The sequence below is a fragment of the Polyangiaceae bacterium genome (assembly GCA_015075635.1).
In the GTDB taxonomy this organism is placed as follows: Bacteria; Myxococcota_A; Polyangia; order Polyangiales; family Polyangiaceae; genus JADJKB01.
Map to the genome: position 1 here is coordinate 1,152,467 of JABTUA010000002.1, position 16,757 is coordinate 1,169,223.

Sequence of the window (16,757 nt, forward strand, 5' to 3'; positions counted from 1 at the left end):
CCGCAGATGAACGAGCTTCCCAAAGCCTACGAGCCCGCGGACGTGGAGCCGCGTTGGTACGACTTCTGGCAGTCCGAGGGCGTGTTCCGCGCCAGCGTGGACCCCGCGGACACCCGACCCGCGTACGTCATCGCGCTCCCGCCCCCGAACGTCACCGGGTCGCTCCACATGGGCCACGCGCTGATGGGCACGCTGGAGGACGCGCTGATCCGCCACCAGCGCATGCGGGGGTTGAACGCACTCTGGCAACCCGGCATCGATCACGCCGGCATCGCCACACAGACCGTGGTCGAGCGCCAGCTCCGGCGCGAGAACCTGAGCCGCCACGACCTGGGCCGCGAGAAGTTCGTCGAGCGCGTCTGGCAGTGGAAGGAGGAGAGCGGCGGCCGCATCGCCGTGCAGATGCGCGCGCTGGGCTGCTCCGCCGACTGGGAGCGCACCAAGTTCACCATGGACCCGGACATGAGCCGGGCCGTGAAGGAGGCCTTCGTCCGGCTGTACGAGGAGGGGCTGATCTACAGGGCCACGCGCCTGATCAACTGGTGCAGCGACTGCCGCACGGCGCTCAGCGACCTCGAGGTCGAGAACGAAGAAGCCACGGGCGAGCTCTACGAGTTCGCCTACGCGGTGGCGAACCCCGAACCCGGCACCGGCGTGACCGAGCTGGTGGTGGCCACCACACGCCCGGAGACGATGCTGGGCGACACCGCGGTCGCCGTGCACCCGGACGACCCGCGCTACACCCACCTGCACGGCAAGACGCTGAAGCACCCCTTCGTCGAGCGCGAGATCCCGGTGATCACCGACGCCATCTTGGTCGACATGAGCTTTGGAACGGGCGCGGTGAAGGTGACGCCGGCGCACGACTTCAATGACTTCGCCACGGGCAAGCGCCACGGCCTACGCGAAATCAACATCCTGAACCTGGACGGCAGCATCAACGCCGAGGGCGGCAGCTTCCAGGGTCAGACGGTGAAGCAGGCGCGCAAGGCGGTGAAGGCGGCGCTGGCCGAGAAGGGCCTGGAGCGTGGCACGAAACCCCACGCGCTGATGCTGCCGCGCTGCCAGCGCTGCAACACCGTGGTCGAGCCGATGATCAGCACCCAGTGGTTCGTGAAGATGCAGCCCCTGGCGGAACCGGCCGTGGCCGCGGTCAGGGACGGCCGCACCCAGATCATCCCGGAGGAGTGGGCCAAGACCTACTTCCACTGGCTCGAGAACATCCAGGACTGGTGCATCTCGCGCCAGCTCTGGTGGGGCCACCAGATCCCGGCCTTCCACTGCGAGTGCGGCGAGGTGCTGGTCACGCGCGACGAGCACCCGAGCGCCTGCCCCAAGTGCGGCAAGGCCGCGCTCAGCCGCGACCCCGACGTGCTCGACACCTGGTTCTCCAGCGCGCTCTGGCCGTTCTCGACCCTGGGTTGGCCCGACGACACGCTGGCTCTCCGCCGCTTCTATCCCTCGAGCGACATGGAGACGGGCTACGACATCCTGTTCTTCTGGGTCGCGCGCATGATGATGATGGGCCTCCACTTCATGCAGGACGTGCCGTTCCGGCGCGTGCTGCTCCACGGCCTCGTGGTGGACGAGACCGGCGACAAGATGAGCAAGGTGAAGGGCAACACCATCGACCCGCTGGACCTGATCCACGGCTCCGCCTTCGAGAACGTGGTGCAGAAGGCGCTGCCCGGCGCGCCGGTGGCCGAGGCGCTCGCCAAGTTCAGGAAGGCCTACCCGTCCACGGCGCAGATGGGCCAGGGCTTCCCGGCCTACGGCACCGACGCGCTCCGGCTCACGCTGTGCAGCTACTCGCCGCAGGCCAAGCGCATCGCGCTCTCGCCCAAGCGCATCGAGGGCTACCGCAACTTCTGCAACAAGCTCTACAACGCCACGCGTTTCTCGCTGCCCAACATCGAGGGCGTGACTCTCGCCGACTCGCCCCCCGCGCCCGAGCTGCTGATGAACCGCTGGATCCTGTCGCGGCTGTCCGGCGCGGTGGAGCAGAGCGGCAAGAGCATCGTCGACTTCCGGCTCGACGAAGGCGCGAGCGCCCTCTACCGCTTCGTCTGGGACGAGCTCTGCGACTGGTACCTGGAGGCCTGCAAGCCGGTGTTCTCGTCGGGAAGCGACGCGGAGAAGGCCGAGACGCGCCAGACCCTGGCCCACGCCATCGAGACGGTGCTGCGCGCGCTACACCCCTACGCACCGTTCATCACCGAGGAGCTCTGGCAGCGGGTGCCGCGACCCGCGTCGCGCCCCAAGTCCATCGCCCTCGCGCCCTACCCGAGCGCGGCGGACGGCCGCGCTGACGCGGAGGCGGAGCGCGCCTTCGGCCAAGTGATGGCCGCCATCGGCGCGGCGCGCGCCGTGCGCAGCGAGCACGAGGTGCACCCGGGCGCGGCGGTCCCGCTCCACCTGCGCGCGGGCGGCGCGCTCGCGCAGCTGCTCGCCTCGGAGGAGCGCCTGATCTCGTTCCTGGTGAAGACCGAGGGTGCCCCGGTGATCGAGGCCCCCGGGGGCGCACGGCCGGCGGGCCACGTGCTCACGGTGGCCGGCGACGTCGAGGTGCTGGTGGGCTTGCTCGGCAAGGTGGACGCGGCGCACGAGCAGGATCGCATCGAGCGCTCGAAGAAGAAGATCTCGAAGGACATCGAGTCGCTCGAGAAGCGCCTGGCCAACAAGAGCTTCGTGGACAAGGCGCCGCCGGAGGTGGTGACCGAGGCGCGCGAGCAACTCGAGGCGCTCCGAAAGCAGAAGGCACGCCTGGAAGAGGGCCTGTCGCTGGTGGAAGAGCTGAAGCGCTGACGGACCCTTGACTTTGCGCTGCGCGCGCGCGGACACTCCTTGGCGATGGCGGAGCGAGGAGGCGGAGTGCGCGTCGCACGGCTGCCGCCCGAGCGCTCGACACGCTTGGCCGTCGTGGGCAGCGTCTGCTGTTCGTCGTGCTGCTGCTGCTGCTGCTGCCTGCACGCGCTCGGTGGACTGGTGGGCGCGGCCATGGGCTCCGCCTGGGCCGTGGTGCCGAGCGCAACGGAGGCGAACGCTGCCACTCCGAGCGGCGCGCGAGACGGCGCGGCGCTGACGGTCGCGGTGCACTGGACGGTGGTGTTCGCGCTCTCGGTGGCGGCGTTCGTCATCGGCTCGCTCGTCGACGTGCACGACGGCATCTGGATCGGCCTGGCCAGCGTGGTGCTCGGGCTGCCCGCCTTCCAGCTCGCGGCCTTCGTGCTGGGGCTCGTGCTCGCGCCGCTGTTCCCGGTCCCCAACAAAGGCTCGGCGCTGAAGGCGCTGGGCAAGATCGCGCTCGTGTCGTTCCTCGGCTCGCTGCTCGGCGCGGGGCTCTTGGCGGTCGGGCTCGTGCTCTACCTGGGAGCGAAGTGATGGCAGCGCGCTCGGCGCCGGGAAAGCGCTTTGCCTGGAGCGCCGCCGGGCTGATGAGCCTGTTCGTGATCGTGACGTGCCTCCTGTTCGTGTGGCGGGGAACCTCGGCGACGTCCGCGCCGAAGAACCCGACGCGTTCCGCCGATGGCATCCGGTGCCAGCTGTTCCTCGAAACAGACGGCGGCAAGCCCGTGCGCTGCGCCGCGGTGCTGGATCAGAAGCCAGAAGAAGTCTGGGCAGTGGTCACCGACTACTCCCGCTTCGGTGAGATCTTCGACTCGAAGCTCTGGCGCGTGGTGCTCGCGTCGCACGACCAGGACCCCGACGGTCGATTCCGCTTGGTCGGGCGCGTCGTGGCGCCCTACGCGGAGTATCCGTTCGACGTGCACATCCGGCACGACACGGCTGCCGATCGCTCCGTCGCCTCTTGGGACGAGACCGACGGCGAGGGGAGCCGCACCCGCGGCAGCTGGACGCTGACGCCTCTGGAAGGCGGGCGCACGCTGCTGGTCTACCAGCAGGAGATCCGCGCGCGCCGCGCGCCCCCGGTGATCGTCAACAACCTGCTCTTGGCCCAGCTCGGAGGCGCAGTGAAGCGCGTCAAGGCCCGCGTCACCCCCTGACATGAAGCCGGTCAGCGAGCTTCGTCTGCGCTTCGCGCTGCCGTTCGCCGTATTGCCCGGTCCGGGCAGCGTGCACCTGGTCGCCGGCGAAGACGTGCGCTTCCAGCTCGAGGCGCCGGCGCTCGACAGCTGGTTGCCCGACCTTCTCGCGGGCATGGATGGCCGAACCACGAGCGCGGAGCTCGTGGCCCGCGTTCCGGAGGACAAACGCCCCGACGCGCTCGAGCTGTTGGCCCGCCTTCTGGCCGAGCGCGTGCTCGAGCCCACGGGCGCGGCAGAGGCGCACCGAGCAGCGGCTCGGCGCCTGGCGCTCGAGGGCGCCGGCCAGGTTCGAGCCGCCCTCGAGGCGCGCCCCGTCCCAGATGCGTCCGCCGAGCCGCTTCGGGTCTTCTGCCAGTCGGAGCTCGACTACGCGGCGCTCTCGGCCTTCAACGCCGACTGCCTCCGCGGTTCAGTGCCGTTTCTGTGGGCGAGCACCGGACCGCTGTCGCGGAGCTTCGTCGGCCCGGTTTGCTTGCCCGACGCGGGCCCTTGCCTGGCATGCCTGGTGTCGGCGTTCCGTCGGCTCTCGCCGGTGCCCGAACTGTACGACGTCCTCGCCTCCGGTGAGCGAGCCTGGCCGACCGTCGAGGTCCCTGCCTCGGTCGTCGAAGTGGTGAGCGCGCTCGTGCGGTGGAAGGCCGACCTCCTGCGGGATCCGGCGCCGAGCGCCGCCTTGTTCCGCCTGCACGTGGTGGAGCACGCGACGCTCGAGGTCGCGTCGCATCGTGTCCCGATGGATCCGGAGTGCGCGGCCTGCGGAGAGCTCCGATGACGAGCTCGGACAGCTGGTACGAGAGCCGCTACACCGGCCTCTTCACCGCGTTCTCCCGGCTGGAGTCGCGCGCTCACGATCCGCTCGTGGCGATGTGGGCGGCGTCCCTGGCGCCGGCAGGCGCGCGCCACGAAGTCCTGCACGTCGGCGGCGCAGGCCTCGACGAAGAGAGCGCGCGCCTCGCGTGCGTGGGAGAGGCCATCGAGCGGCACCACACCGCGCCGCTGCCGCGCGATCTCGGCGTCGAAGCGAGCTTCGAGGACTGGCCCCTCGCCGAGCCCGCCGTGGACCCCGCGCGCTGGGTGTTGTTCTCGGCCGAGCAATACGAGCTCGACGGCTTCCCGTTTCGCCCCTTCACGCGCGGGACCCGTTGCCGCTGGCAGGCGTTTCGACAGGCGCCGACCGGGCGCGCGCTCTGGGTCCCGGAGGATCTCGCGTATCTCCACCCCCGACCGGGCGAATCGCACGCGATCTGCGCCGTGACCTCCACGGGGCTCTCGGCCGGACGGGAGCCAGACTGGGTGCTCCGCCGCGGCCTCCAGGAGGTCATCGAGCGCGACGCGGTGCTGGGCGCGTGGTGGGGCCGCTACCCGCTGGAGGAGCACGCGCAGAAGGCCGTGTTTGCTGCCCTCCCGGACGAGACTCGTAGCCGGTTCGAGCGCCCGAACCTCGACTACCGATTCTACCGTGTGCGTTCGCCGTTCAGCGAGCACGTCACCATCGTCACTCTCGGTGGCGAGGACAGCGAAGGCTTCGTGTTGAGCGCGGGCGCGGCCTGCCGGGAGACGCTGGCCGCGAGCTTCGCGAAGGCGACGCTGGAGGCCGTGCAGGGTCGGCACCACGCGCGCTGGGTGCTCGGCCGCGGCGAGAGAGCGCCGGCGGACCGCTTGCCGCAGAGCTTCGTGGAGCACGCGCTCTACTACACGCACCACCCCGAGCGCCTGAGCCACACGGTGCTCGCGCGTGCAACGCGGGTCGAGTCGCTGCCCGCCACCGTGACGGAGGACTCGAGGGTGCTGGTCGCACGTCTGGGCGCCGACCACCCCGTGCTGTTCCGCGTCGCGACCCCGCCGGTCGCGACCGGCTCGGGCTCGCTGGTGCTCAAGGTCGTGGTCGTCGGCCTGCAGCCGCTGCACGGTGACCATCGGCTCGCCCACCTGGGCGGCCCCCTCTGGGCTCCGCGGCGCCTGGCGGACTTCGCGGAGACGCCCCCGCACCCCTTCGCATGACCCGCCCGCGCCCGCTCGCCGTGCTGACCCCGCTCGAGCTCGACAGGACGAGCTTCCCGGAGTTTCGCGATCGCATCGTGGCGACCGAGTCCGAAGCCGTCGTCCACACCCCGCGTTCGTACCCGGGACATCCGCAGATCCCGTTGCCGCGCGCGCGGCCGCGATTGGGCACCGCGCTCGATCGCGTGCTCGTCAGGCGGCGCTCGCGTCGCGAGCTCTCCACGGCGCTCCCCGCCAAGAAGTCGCTGGCTCGCGTGCTCCTGTACGCGCACGGCGTGAACGCCGAGCGCGGCATGGGCCCGACACCTTCGGCCGGATCGCTCAACGCGCTGGAGCTGTATCTGGTGAGCTTCGGCGCTGGCTGGCTCGACCCCGGCCGTTACCACTACGACCGAGGCGCGCACGCTCTCACCCTGATCGCGCCCGGCGCAGAGCGCGGAGAGTGGGCGGAGCGCGTGCCGTCGAGCGTGCAGTTCACGGGCGGCGCGCTCTTCTGGATCGTCGCCGGCGACACCGCCCGCACCGAAGCGAAGTACGGCGAGCGCGCCGCCCGATTCTTGCTGCTGGAGGCCGGGCACTTGATGCAGAACCTGTGCCTGCTCTCCGAGAGCGTAGGCTCGACCACACTGCCGCTCGGTGGCTTCTTCGAGCGGGAGATCGCCCGCGCCGTCCCGCTCCCGAGGAGCGACGCTGTCCTGTACGTCGGCGCCTTCGGCTAGTGCTTCTCACAGCACCAGCGGCAGGTAGAAGAACGCGTACGCGGTGATGAGCACCGCAGCCATCACGTCCAGCACGATCCCGGTCCGCATCATCTGAGGCAAGCGCACGTAGCCGCTGCCGAACACGATGGCGTTCGGCGGAGTGCCCGCGGGCAGCGCGAAGTCGCACGAAGCGGCCAGCGCGCAGGCGGAGAGCACCGGCAGCGAGCGCGGCAGGACGTTCAGGAACACGTTCACCGTCGCGGTGTTCGACGCCACGGCGGACAGGCCAACGGTCGCGAACGCAGCCAGCCCGAGCTGCGCCAAGAGCGGCAGGCGCGCGACCGGTTCGAGCTGCGCGGTGAGGAACCCGGAGAGTCCCCCGCCCTCGATGCCGGCAGCCATGGCGAAGCTCCCGCCGAGCAGCACCAGCGTGCCCCAGGGCACGCGCCGGAGCTGGGCGAAGCTCACCGTGCGGCTCACGACCAGGAAGAGCCCGGCGCTCATCGCTACCGTGGCTTCGTAGTGCTTCCCGAGGAGCTTCACGCCGGGGAAGAGCACGGCGACTCGCTGCGCGAGCAGGGGCCGGAGCACGTCCCCGAGGACCCAGAGCACCGCGGCGACCAGGAACACCGCCGCGACCACGCGCTCGCGCGCCGACCAGGCACCCAGCGCGCGGAGCTCGCGCTCGAGCACCTCGCGCCCCTGGGTGCCCGCGGGCAGATCGCCCTTGGCGTTGAGCCAGAGCACCCACCACACGATGGGGATGAACAGCACCACGAACGGCAGGCCGACCGCCATGTAGCGCAGGAAGCTCATGTCGTAGCCGAGCTTGTCCGACAGGAAGCCGACGAAGATCGAGTTCGTGCCGGTGCCGATCTTGGTGCCGATACCGCCCACGTTGGCCGCGTAGGCGATGGACAGCATCAGGCTCGCGCCGAAGTCACCGAGCCGGCGTCCCTCGTGCGCGGCCTCGAGCTGGGCCAAGAGGGCCATGCCGATGGGCATCATCATGACCGCGGTGGCAGTGTTGGAGATCCACATCGACACCGCCGCCGTCGCCACCAACATCCCGAGCAGCAGGCGGCGCGGCTCCGTGCCGATGGCGCGCATGATGTGCAGCGCGACGCGCCGGTGCAGGCCCCACTGCTCCATCGCCGCGCCGATGGTCATTCCGCCCATGAACAGGAAGATGTAGGCGTCCACGAACGGCTCGACGGCGCGCACCGTGTCGCCGGCGAGCCCCTTCCCGAACACTCCGAAGAGCGGAAACAGCAGCAGCGGCAGCGCCGCCGTCGCCGCGATGGGCAAGGCCTCGGTGAACCACCAGATGGCCATCAGCGAAGCCACCGCGGCGGCGTACGCGGGTCGATGACCAAAGCCCGGAATGGTGTGCAGGCTGGACGGAACGAAGGCGATCAGCGCGAAGACTGCGGGGCCCAACACGAGCCCGATGCGCCTCCAGACGAGAACGCCCTTTTCGTCCGCCGCCACGTGCGCGACCCTACCACGCGAGCGATGTCACTTCGGCCCAACTCCAGCGTCCCGCCTTCATCGTCCGATCTCGGCCAGAGCGGCAACCCCATCCTCGCGGAGCTGTCCGGGTTGGATCGTGAGCGCTTCGCGCCGTTCCTGGACGAGCTCTGGGTCGAGCCGGGGACGGTGGTGGTCCGGGAGGGCGAGAGCGATCGCGCGATGTACTTCGTGCTCGACGGCTCCGCACGCATCTCCCGGCATGGGCTCGAGCTGGGCGAAGTGTCTCGCGGCGGGCATTTCGGCGAGCTGGCGCTGATCGCAAACCGTCCGCGCGCGGCGACCATCACGGCAGCGACGCGGGTCGAGCTCGCCGTGCTCTCCCCGGAACGCTACGAGGACTTCGCCGCGGCGTATCCGGCGCTCGCCCTCCGCGTCGTGCACGCGCTGATGGGCGGCGTGGCCGCGCGGCTGGTCGAGATGACCGACAGCGTCGGGCTCTTGCTCCACGAGCGCTCGCTGCCGCGCCGCACCACGCTGGAGGTGAAGGTGAACGGGGCCTCGCGTCACGCCCCGACCGGCGCGCCGCTCGAGAGCCTGTTGCCGGAGCACGTCGAGGGGCGCCTGGTGGTGGCCGCGCTGGTCGATCGCAAGGCCCTCTCGCTGGTGAGCCCGCTCTCTTCGGATTGCAGCGTCGAGGCGCTGACCGTCGATCACTGGGAGGGGCAGCGCATCTACCGTCAGAGCCAGTCGCTGGTGTTGATGGAGGCCGCGCGCCGGCTGAACCCCTCGCTCGACCTCAGGATGGGGCACTCCGTCGGCTTCGCCCAGCGCGTGGTCGTGGGCGGCGCGCGAGCGCAGGACCTCTCGCAGCTGGCCGGCGAGCTCGAGAGTCGCATGCGAGCTCTGGTCGAAGAAGACGCGTCGTTTCGCGAGGAGTGGTGGACCGTGGACGAGGCCAAGGCCCACTTCGCCACGGTGGGGTGGACCGACGTGGCTCGTCTCCTGGAGATCTGGCGCGAGCCCGCGGTGCCGCTGGTAGCGTGCGGCGAGGTCTACGCGTTGCGCCTCGGCGCCCTGCTGCCGAGCACGGGCAAGCTGTCACCGGAGTTCCGTGTGCTCGCCGACGAGGGTGCACTGCTCATGGTCTACAGCGGCCCGGCGGGGGCCAAGGAGCCGCCCAGCGTGCCCGCTTCGCTGGTACAGCAGGCGCGCGAGGTGTCGCACCAGGCCAGCACGATGACGCGGGATCAGGACCGCTGGCTGGAGACGCTCGGGATCACCAGCATCGGCGACTTCAACCGCGCGTGCATCCGCGGCGACGTCTCGCAGCTCATCCGCGTCAGCGAGGGGTTCCAGGAGAAGCGCATCAGCCGTATCGCCGACGACATCCACGCGCGCGGGCGCGCTGTGAAGGTGGTGTGCATCGCCGGTCCGTCGTCCTCGGGCAAGACCACCTTCATCAAGCGCCTGAGGGTGCAGCTCCAGGTCAACGGCATCAACCCGGTCGGCGTGTCGCTGGACGACTACTACGTCGATCGCGACGAGACGCCGCGGGACGAGAAGGGCGAGTTCGACTACGAGGCCTTCGACGCGCTCAGGGTGGGCCTGCTCCAGGAGCACACGGAGCGTCTGTTGAAGGGCGAGACGCTCCGCACCGCGCACTACGACTTCGCCACCGGGACCAGCAAGCCCGAAGGTGGCCCGCAGATCACGCTGGGCGAGCACGACATCCTGATGCTGGAGGGCATCCACGGCCTCAACCCCGAGCTCCTGTCGTCCTTGCCGGAGGGCAGCGTGTACCGCGTCTTCGCCTGCCCGCTGGTGCAGCTGCCGTTCGACCGCTTGACGCGGGTACACGCCAGCGACGTGCGCCTGCTGCGCCGCATCGTCCGCGATCGTCACTCGCGCGGCGCGACGGCCGCGATGAACATCCTGCGCTGGCCCAGCGTCCGCGCCGGCGAGCGCAAGCACATCTTCCCCTACCAACACCACGCCGACGCCGTCTTCGACTCGTCGCTGATCTACGAGCTCAGCGTGCTCAAGGTGTTCGCCGAGCGCTACCTGCTCGAGGTGCCGCAGTCGGACGCGGCGTACACCACGGCGTTCCGCTTGCTCAGCCTGCTCGATCGCTTCGTGACCATCTACCCCGATCACGTCCGGCCGACGTCGATCCTGCGGGAGTTCATCGGCGGCAGCGGCTTCGAGTACTAGGCTCGACCCCAGTCCCGCTCGGTGCCGGACAGAGGTTGAGAAGCGACGCGTTCTCGAAGAGTTGAGGACGGTCACGGGTACGGCGCGCGAGCAGGCGCAAATTCGCACTCGAGGTCAGGACGGGCCGGCGCTGGAGGTCGGGGCGTGGCTCTCGGGTGGCGCCGGGCGTTGGGGAAGCGCTGGCGGCGTCGGCGCAGTGGTCGAGCGCACGACGCAGAGCTCGATGACCGCGAGTGCGGCACTGCGTGCAGCTGCCTGGAGGGAGCGCCATCGGACTCGAGCTCGACGCGCAGCTTCCGGACCCACGGCGCTGCCGCTGACAAAGACCACCAAGGGCATCCCGTGCACGCCCGTTTGTTTGCGGGCGTGCGAGCAGCGTTTCAGCGTACGGTGACCTGAAGGAAAGAGCATCGAGACGTCGATTTCTCTTGACGCATTCTCGAGCGACGCGCGTTCGCGTTCGACGACCACGCGGGTGAGGGCCTCTCGCTCGCGCGTGGTGACGCGCTCGTGCGCGTTCGTGCGCGCGACGACGCGCGACGCGTTCAGATGCCCGAAACGCGCTCAGCGTGTCAGCAGCGAGCTCGAAAAATCGCGTGATATGCCAGAAAGCATGAACGCTCTCTCTTCGGTCTCCGACCACGAGCTCCGCGAGCGACTTTCGGCCGCCGTGAGCTCGGAGCGGTCGGCGTGCGCCAACGTCATCTTCCACCTGGCAGAGCTCGACCGCCGCAAACTGTACCTGGACGATGCGTGTTCCTCCCTCTTCGCCTACTGCACCGAGCGCCTCGGCTATTCCGAGGACAGCGCGACCAAGCGTGTGCGTGTGGCCCGCCTGGCCCAGCAGTTCCCCCAGGTGCTCGATGACCTCGCCAGCGGCGAGCTCCACCTGACGGGGCTGTTCCTGCTCTCCGGCCACCTGACGGACGACAACGCCGAGCAGCTCCTCGCCGAGGCGCGAGGGAAGTCCAAGCGACAGCTCGAGGAGCTGCTCGCCCGCTGGTTCCCGCGGCCGGCCGTGCCGCCGACCATCACCCCGGTCACGCCCGAGCCGGTACAAGGGCAGTTGTCCACATGGTCCGGGGCAGGTACCCCGGCCCCGCCGCCGGCCCAGGCGCCTCGCCCTCGCGTCGAGCCGCTCTCGCCGGAGAGCGTTCGCGTGGAATTCAGCGCCCACGCTGCGTTCCGCGACAAGCTCGAGCAGGCCCGGGCGCTGCTCAGCCACACGGTGCCCAGCGGCGACCTCGCGACGATCCTCGAGCGCGCGCTGGACCTGCTCATCGAGCGGGAGACGAAGCGCCGCGCCGGCGCGGGCAAGCCCCGCAAGCGCCGCGAGACGAAGCCGGGCTCGCGGCACGTTCCGGTGGAAGTCCAGCGAGCGGTCAGGGAGCGGGACGGCGACCAGTGCACCTTCACCGACGCCGAAGGGCGGCGGTGTTCGGCGACGCGCTTCTTGACCATCGAGCACATCGACCCGTTCGCGAAGGGCGGGCCCACGACGGTGGACAACTGCTGCTTGCTTTGCAGACCTCACAACGCCCACCGAGCGCGCCAGGTCTTCGGTGAGGACCACATCCAGAACGAGATCTCGGAGGCGCGAGCGAGGCGAAGACAGAGCACGCCACCGGCGCCACCAGCGCCGACGCCCGCGCCCGAGGGCGGCGTGTCCGAAAAGGTGCTCGGAGCGCTGGTTCGGATGGGGTTCAAGCGAGCGGACGCGCGGCGAGCCGTCGAGCAAGCGCGCCTCTGCGAGGTGGAGCCGCTGCTCGAGCCGATGCTTCGCGCGACGCTCGCCATTCTCACACCGTGAGACGGTTCGGGCACACCCCACGTCGAATGGGGTGTGCACGGATTGCCCTTGGTGGTCATTGTCAGCGGCAGCGCCGTGGGCACGCATGCGGACGAAGGAAAGGAGCTCATCTGTGCCTCGAACAGGTCGCACTCAACGCAGAGTCATCGGCATGCTCGTCAAACGCTTCGGCGACGCGCGCCTCGACGAGGTCCGCGACCCGCGCAACCCACGCGGGCGTCGCTGGGATCTCGGCAGTTTGCTCGCCAGCGCGCTGCTCGGGATGGTGGCCGGGAGCAGGAGCCTGCGCGAGGTCGAGCAGCTGACCGCGGAGCTCACGCCCGCGGTGCGCGCGAAGCTCGGAATCGCACGTCGTGTTCCGGACACTACGTTGCGCGACGCGCTCGCGGCGCTCGAGCCCGACGACGTCCGCCCGGCCCTGCACGCTGCGACTCGCGCCGCCCAGCGCCGCAAGGCGCTCGAGCCCAACGGCTCACCCTTCGGCGTCGTCTCGCTCGACGGCAAGGCGACCCGTGTGCCTGCCGCCGACGACTTCTTCGCCCAGCGTCAGACGGCGCCGGCCGAGGCGCGCCTGCTCGGCCTGGTCAGGACCGTCACGGCCACGCTGACCAGCTCCACCGAGCGACCCGTCATCGATGTCGTCCCGATCCCGGCCAGCACCAACGAGATGGGCATGTTTCAGCGCTGTCTCTGCGCCTTGATGCGGACCTACGCGCGCAGCGACCTGTTTCGCCTCGTCACCTACGACGCCGGCGCGTGCTCCAGAGAGAACGCTCGGGCGGTGCGCGACCTCGGCCTTCACTACCTGTTCGCCGTCAAGAGCACCCAACCCTCCCTCCACACCGAGGCCGTGCGCTGGCTGTGTGGCCTGGAGCCTGACCAGGCCGCCGCCTCCAGCACGGATCTCCACCACGGTCGCTCCGTCGTGCGGCGCATCTACCTCGGTGAAGCCCTTGCCGCGCCGGAAGGTTGGGAGCATCTCAGGACCGTGCTCCGCGTCGAGGTCGAGACGCTCGATTCCAAGGGCGTCCGGGTCGCGAGCGACAACCGCTACTTCGTTTCCAGCTTGCCGCGCTCTCGACTCAGCGAGGTCCAATGGCTGCTCGTCGTGCGCCGCCACTGGGGCGTCGAGACTGCCCATCAGCTTCTCGATGGCGCCTTCGCCGAGGACCATCATCCGTGGATCGAACAGAACCCGCGAGCCACGGTCGTCGTGATGGTGCTGCGGCGCATCGCATACACGCTGCTCGCGCTCTGGCGCGGGGTGACTTTGCGCAGCGACGAACAGCGTAGGCGGCCCTGGCGCGACCTGATGCGCCACATCTGGCTCTGCACAGTCAAGGCCACCGCAGAGACCCCTCGAAACTCGAGTGACCGCCGGCTCCCGCCGGCGCCTGCGTGACCCGTGCCGAGGCCTTCGCGCCGACCTGCTCTTTGACAGACTCCGCGTCGATCACCGCCCTCGGGCTCCTGCCCCCGTAGAGGCTCGATGGCACTTGCTCCTGTGCGGCCCAGTACCTCTCCACCGCCCCGTCCCCGGGTCACCACTTCCCCGCCGGTGGTGGCGACCCAGCTCGACTCGCGGAGAACCGATCGAGACTAGGCTCGACCCCGGCAGTCTTGCCATGATCAGATCGCGATCGTCGTGAGTGGCGAAGACCCACGGAGACGCCGGCGAGGCCGGCGGATCCTTCCTCATGCATCGGACGAGTCGCTACTCTCCAGCGGTCGCCCTTGGCATGCAGCCGCGAAGGAAGCCCCTCGCAGCGAGTTCTCCCTCTCGTCGCGAACGTGCACAACTCGAGTGTTAGGCCGCCGAGAACAGCTGGTAGGTCTCACGCAGCTCGTCCAGGCGCCGCTCGCTCACGTCGCGATCGAACTCGAGCGCCACGAGGCGCGACAGCCAATCGCCGCTCGGGTCGTGATCGATGCGCACGACCGTGGCCGGCAGATCGTACTCGGGCCCGCCGCCGCGGGTCTTGAAGCGCACCCGCACGCGCTGTCCCGGCTGGTAGCGGCTGGGCGTGCCGAGCAAGAGGCCGCGCTGGCTGAGGTTCCGGACTACTCCGACTCGCCCCGGCTTGGCGGGGCTCTCGATGGCGACAGGGAACCGAACCGGGTGGCGAGAATGTCGGCGGCTGTGCGGCATGAACCTACAATGTAGGATAAAGTGTTCTCTGGCAAGACCCTTGTTGAATCTGGCTTGATTACAAGCACTTACTCGTCAGTGCCGGGGGCCTCGATCACCAGGAGCGCGGGGCTGACCTGGACGATCCCTTCCAGTCCTGCGGTACCGAACGCGAAGGTCAGGTTGAGCGTGCCGGAGGGCAGCGTGCCGCGCCGGACCAGCTTCGCGACCTCGGGCCCCGCCTTGTCGTCCAGGCTGCTCACCGGCAGCGCGCGCTTCTGGCGCGCCCGCTCCACGCAGGGCTTGAGCGCGCCGCAGCGCTCGCGCTCGACCAGGAAGTCGAGCTCGCGCTGCCAGAGCCCGCGCCAGAGCTCCGTCGCCGCCGAGCCCCCGGCGAAGGCCGGCTCACTGGCGAGCTTCGCGAACTTGTCGCGATACTCGATCCGTTCGGCGCCCTTCGCTGCGCGCGCGCGCAGCGCAAACAGGTAGCTCGACGCGACGAAGCCGAGCGACTTCACCTCGGGGTGGGCCACGGGATTGCCCGCGACGATCTCCTCGAGCAGCTTCGCTCCTTCTTCGGGTTTGCCTGAGAGAGCGCGAGCCCCCGCCCAATCGATGGCCGCGCGCAGCCGAAGCTCGAGCGGGATGCCCTCGCCGGTCAGCGGCTTGGCGACCTGTTCCAGCACGGCGTAGGCCTTGGGCGAGCGCTGGAGAGTGGCGTCGCTCTCCGCGAGCAGCAGCACCAAGCGGGCGCGGTCGAGTGAGTCCGCGGCATACTCCGGGATCAAGGTGGCGAGCTCGTTGGCTGCGGCTCTCGCGTAGTCCGGGCTTTGCTTCACCGTCCCGGTCCAAAGCCCCAGGATCTGGAACGCGAAGTAGTTCGTCGGATCGACCTCCTTCGGCAGGAGCTCGAGCAGAGGTTGCACGTCTTCGTCGCGGAACGCCAGCGCTGCGACCGCCAGCGTGGAGGCGTGCGAGAGCGCGTCGTTCGGCGCTGCCTTCGCGATCTCGGTCGCGCGCTTCCTCAAGTCGGCGCGCACGCCCGCGGGGACCTTGGTCTCGTGCTTGACCACGGCGTCGTAGCCGGCGGCGATGGTGTCGGCGAACAGCACCGCGCCGGCGAAGTGCGGCGAGCTCTGCGCCGCCTCCTTCGCCGCAGCCTGCATCGACGCCAGACGCTCCAAGAAGCGACGCCCGAGCTCCTCTTGCGACGTGCCCGGCGACGCCATGGTCCCGTAGAGCCAGGGCGTGATCTGCACGATGGCCAGGTAGCCCTCGATGCCCCGCACGTCGCGCCCGCCGCCGCTCTTCCAGGCGCGCTCGAGCTCGGCGCTCATCTTCGCGGTGCGCGGGTGTTGCCTCCAGGCCAGCGAGCACAAGAAGGTGCTGCCCATCCCCAGGGGCAGGCCCGGGCAGAGCCCGTTCTCGAGCTCCGTCTCCGCCAGCGCCGCCGCCAGGCCCAGGTGCGAAGCCGCCTCCGCTTGGTGCGGCGCGAGCACCTTCTTGGCGTCCTCGAGCCGGCGGGCGTCGAGCAGCGCGCGCGCCAGCTCGAGCCGGCTGGGCAGGTCGTTCGCGCTCTTCTCCAGCTTCTTGATCTTCGACACGGCCTCCAGCGCGCGCTCGGCTCGCGCGATGCGCCCCGCCTGGATGCGATTCTGAGCCGGGTACTTCTTGGCCTCGTCGAGCGCGCTCTGGGTCGCTGGGAGGTCGAGATCGTGAGCGGCGGCACGCGCCAACGCCGCCCAGCGGGCGGCCTCGTTGGGCACGAGCTCGACGCCGATCTCGCGCGCCAGCCGCACGATGTCCCAGCGCCCCAAGGTCTGCGCGGCGTTGTCGATGCGGTCCGCGAGCTCTGGGGTCAAGGCTGTCGGCGAAGCGGCATCGGCGGCGCGATCTCGAAGCCACGTCGCCGCGCACTTCTCCCCCAGCGAGCTCACCGCCGCGGGCAGGTCGTCGTAGCTCGCTTTGCCGGACATCGCCCGCACGGTCATCAAGTCCTGCGCCAGACGCTGACTGGTGCCGAGCTCGTACAACGCGTCGGGCGACGAGCCGCCGACCGCCAGGTGCAGGAGCGGTCGCTCGCGCACCAGCGGGCTCTCGCGCTTCGCCAGCTCCGAGCGCTCCGCCTGGCCGAGCTGCTGCACGAAGTCTCGGAGCTCCGTCTTGATCGCGCGAGGGAGGGCTGCGAGCACGTCGTTCGTGCGCTCGACCGAGCGCAGCGCGCGGATCAGCTGCTGCCGCTTCGTCAGCGGCTTCTCGGGGCCCTGCTCGGGCTTTCCGCTCGTCGGCGCGGCAGGTGGTGGCGCCGGAGGGCCGCAAGCTGCGGCGATCAGCGCGAGAGCTGCGACGATCCGGACCCCGTTCAGGCGCGACACGGCGCGAGCTTA

Annotated in this window: 12 protein-coding genes; 9 read left to right on the forward strand and 3 right to left on the reverse strand. The window is 70.0% G+C overall.

Annotated elements, in window-relative coordinates:
- Positions 1-6 precede the first annotated feature (6 nt).
- From HS104_21525 to HS104_21550, 6 genes are all read left to right on the forward strand, one after another.
- Complete coding sequence (locus tag HS104_21525) at positions 7-2,805, forward strand: valine--tRNA ligase (GenBank protein ID MBE7482548.1); 2,799 nt, start codon at positions 7-9, stop codon at positions 2,803-2,805.
- 66 nt (positions 2,806-2,871) lie between these two features.
- On the forward strand, positions 2,872-3,381 hold the full coding sequence (locus HS104_21530; protein ID MBE7482549.1) for a hypothetical protein: 510 nt from the start codon (positions 2,872-2,874) through the stop codon (positions 3,379-3,381).
- A complete protein-coding gene (locus tag HS104_21535) occupies positions 3,381-4,004 on the forward strand; it encodes an SRPBCC family protein (protein ID MBE7482550.1) in 624 nt (207 codons plus the stop codon). The genes HS104_21530 and HS104_21535 overlap by 1 nt, the downstream gene beginning before the upstream one ends.
- A 1-nt stretch (position 4,005) precedes the next feature.
- Positions 4,006-4,818 carry a TOMM precursor leader peptide-binding protein gene (locus tag HS104_21540; protein MBE7482551.1) on the forward strand — a complete coding sequence of 271 codons (813 nt, stop codon included), beginning with the start codon at positions 4,006-4,008 and terminating at the stop codon, positions 4,816-4,818.
- Positions 4,815-6,047 carry a YcaO-like family protein gene (locus HS104_21545; GenBank protein MBE7482552.1) on the forward strand — a complete coding sequence of 411 codons (1,233 nt, stop codon included), beginning with the start codon at positions 4,815-4,817 and terminating at the stop codon, positions 6,045-6,047. Before HS104_21540 ends, HS104_21545 begins: the two co-directional genes overlap by 4 nt.
- Complete coding sequence (locus HS104_21550; GenBank protein ID MBE7482553.1) at positions 6,044-6,766, forward strand: SagB/ThcOx family dehydrogenase; 723 nt, start codon at positions 6,044-6,046, stop codon at positions 6,764-6,766. The genes HS104_21545 and HS104_21550 overlap by 4 nt, the downstream gene beginning before the upstream one ends.
- Before the next feature lie 6 nt (positions 6,767-6,772).
- Here the strand turns inward: HS104_21550 and HS104_21555 are convergent, their stop codons facing one another.
- Positions 6,773-8,239 carry a DASS family sodium-coupled anion symporter gene (locus HS104_21555; GenBank protein ID MBE7482554.1) on the reverse strand — a complete coding sequence of 489 codons (1,467 nt, stop codon included), beginning with the start codon at positions 8,237-8,239 and terminating at the stop codon, positions 6,773-6,775.
- A 24-nt stretch (positions 8,240-8,263) separates the two neighbouring features.
- Here HS104_21555 and HS104_21560 point away from each other — a divergent pair, with 24 nt between their 5' ends.
- The 3 genes from HS104_21560 (at position 8,264) to HS104_21570 (ending at position 13,644) form a co-directional block, all read left to right on the forward strand.
- Positions 8,264-10,432: a cyclic nucleotide-binding domain-containing protein gene (locus tag HS104_21560; protein MBE7482555.1), complete on the forward strand. Its 2,169-nt coding sequence runs from the start codon at positions 8,264-8,266 to the stop codon at positions 10,430-10,432.
- A gap of 613 nt (positions 10,433-11,045) precedes the next feature.
- The gene (locus HS104_21565) at positions 11,046-12,242 is read left to right on the forward strand and encodes an HNH endonuclease (GenBank protein ID MBE7482556.1); all 1,197 of its coding nucleotides are present in this window, start codon (positions 11,046-11,048) and stop codon (positions 12,240-12,242) included.
- 151 nt (positions 12,243-12,393) lie between these two features.
- The gene (locus tag HS104_21570; protein ID MBE7482557.1) at positions 12,394-13,644 is read left to right on the forward strand and encodes an ISAs1 family transposase; all 1,251 of its coding nucleotides are present in this window, start codon (positions 12,394-12,396) and stop codon (positions 13,642-13,644) included.
- Positions 13,645-14,049: 405 nt separating this feature from the next.
- Here the strand turns inward: HS104_21570 and HS104_21575 are convergent, their stop codons facing one another.
- Together HS104_21575 and HS104_21580 are read right to left on the reverse strand one after the other, a co-directional pair.
- Positions 14,050-14,391 carry a PilZ domain-containing protein gene (locus HS104_21575; protein MBE7482558.1) on the reverse strand — a complete coding sequence of 114 codons (342 nt, stop codon included), beginning with the start codon at positions 14,389-14,391 and terminating at the stop codon, positions 14,050-14,052.
- 68 nt (positions 14,392-14,459) lie between these two features.
- Entirely contained in the window at positions 14,460-16,745 is a 2,286-nt protein-coding gene (locus tag HS104_21580; protein ID MBE7482559.1) for a hypothetical protein, read from the reverse strand.
- Positions 16,746-16,757: the final 12 nt, after the last annotated feature.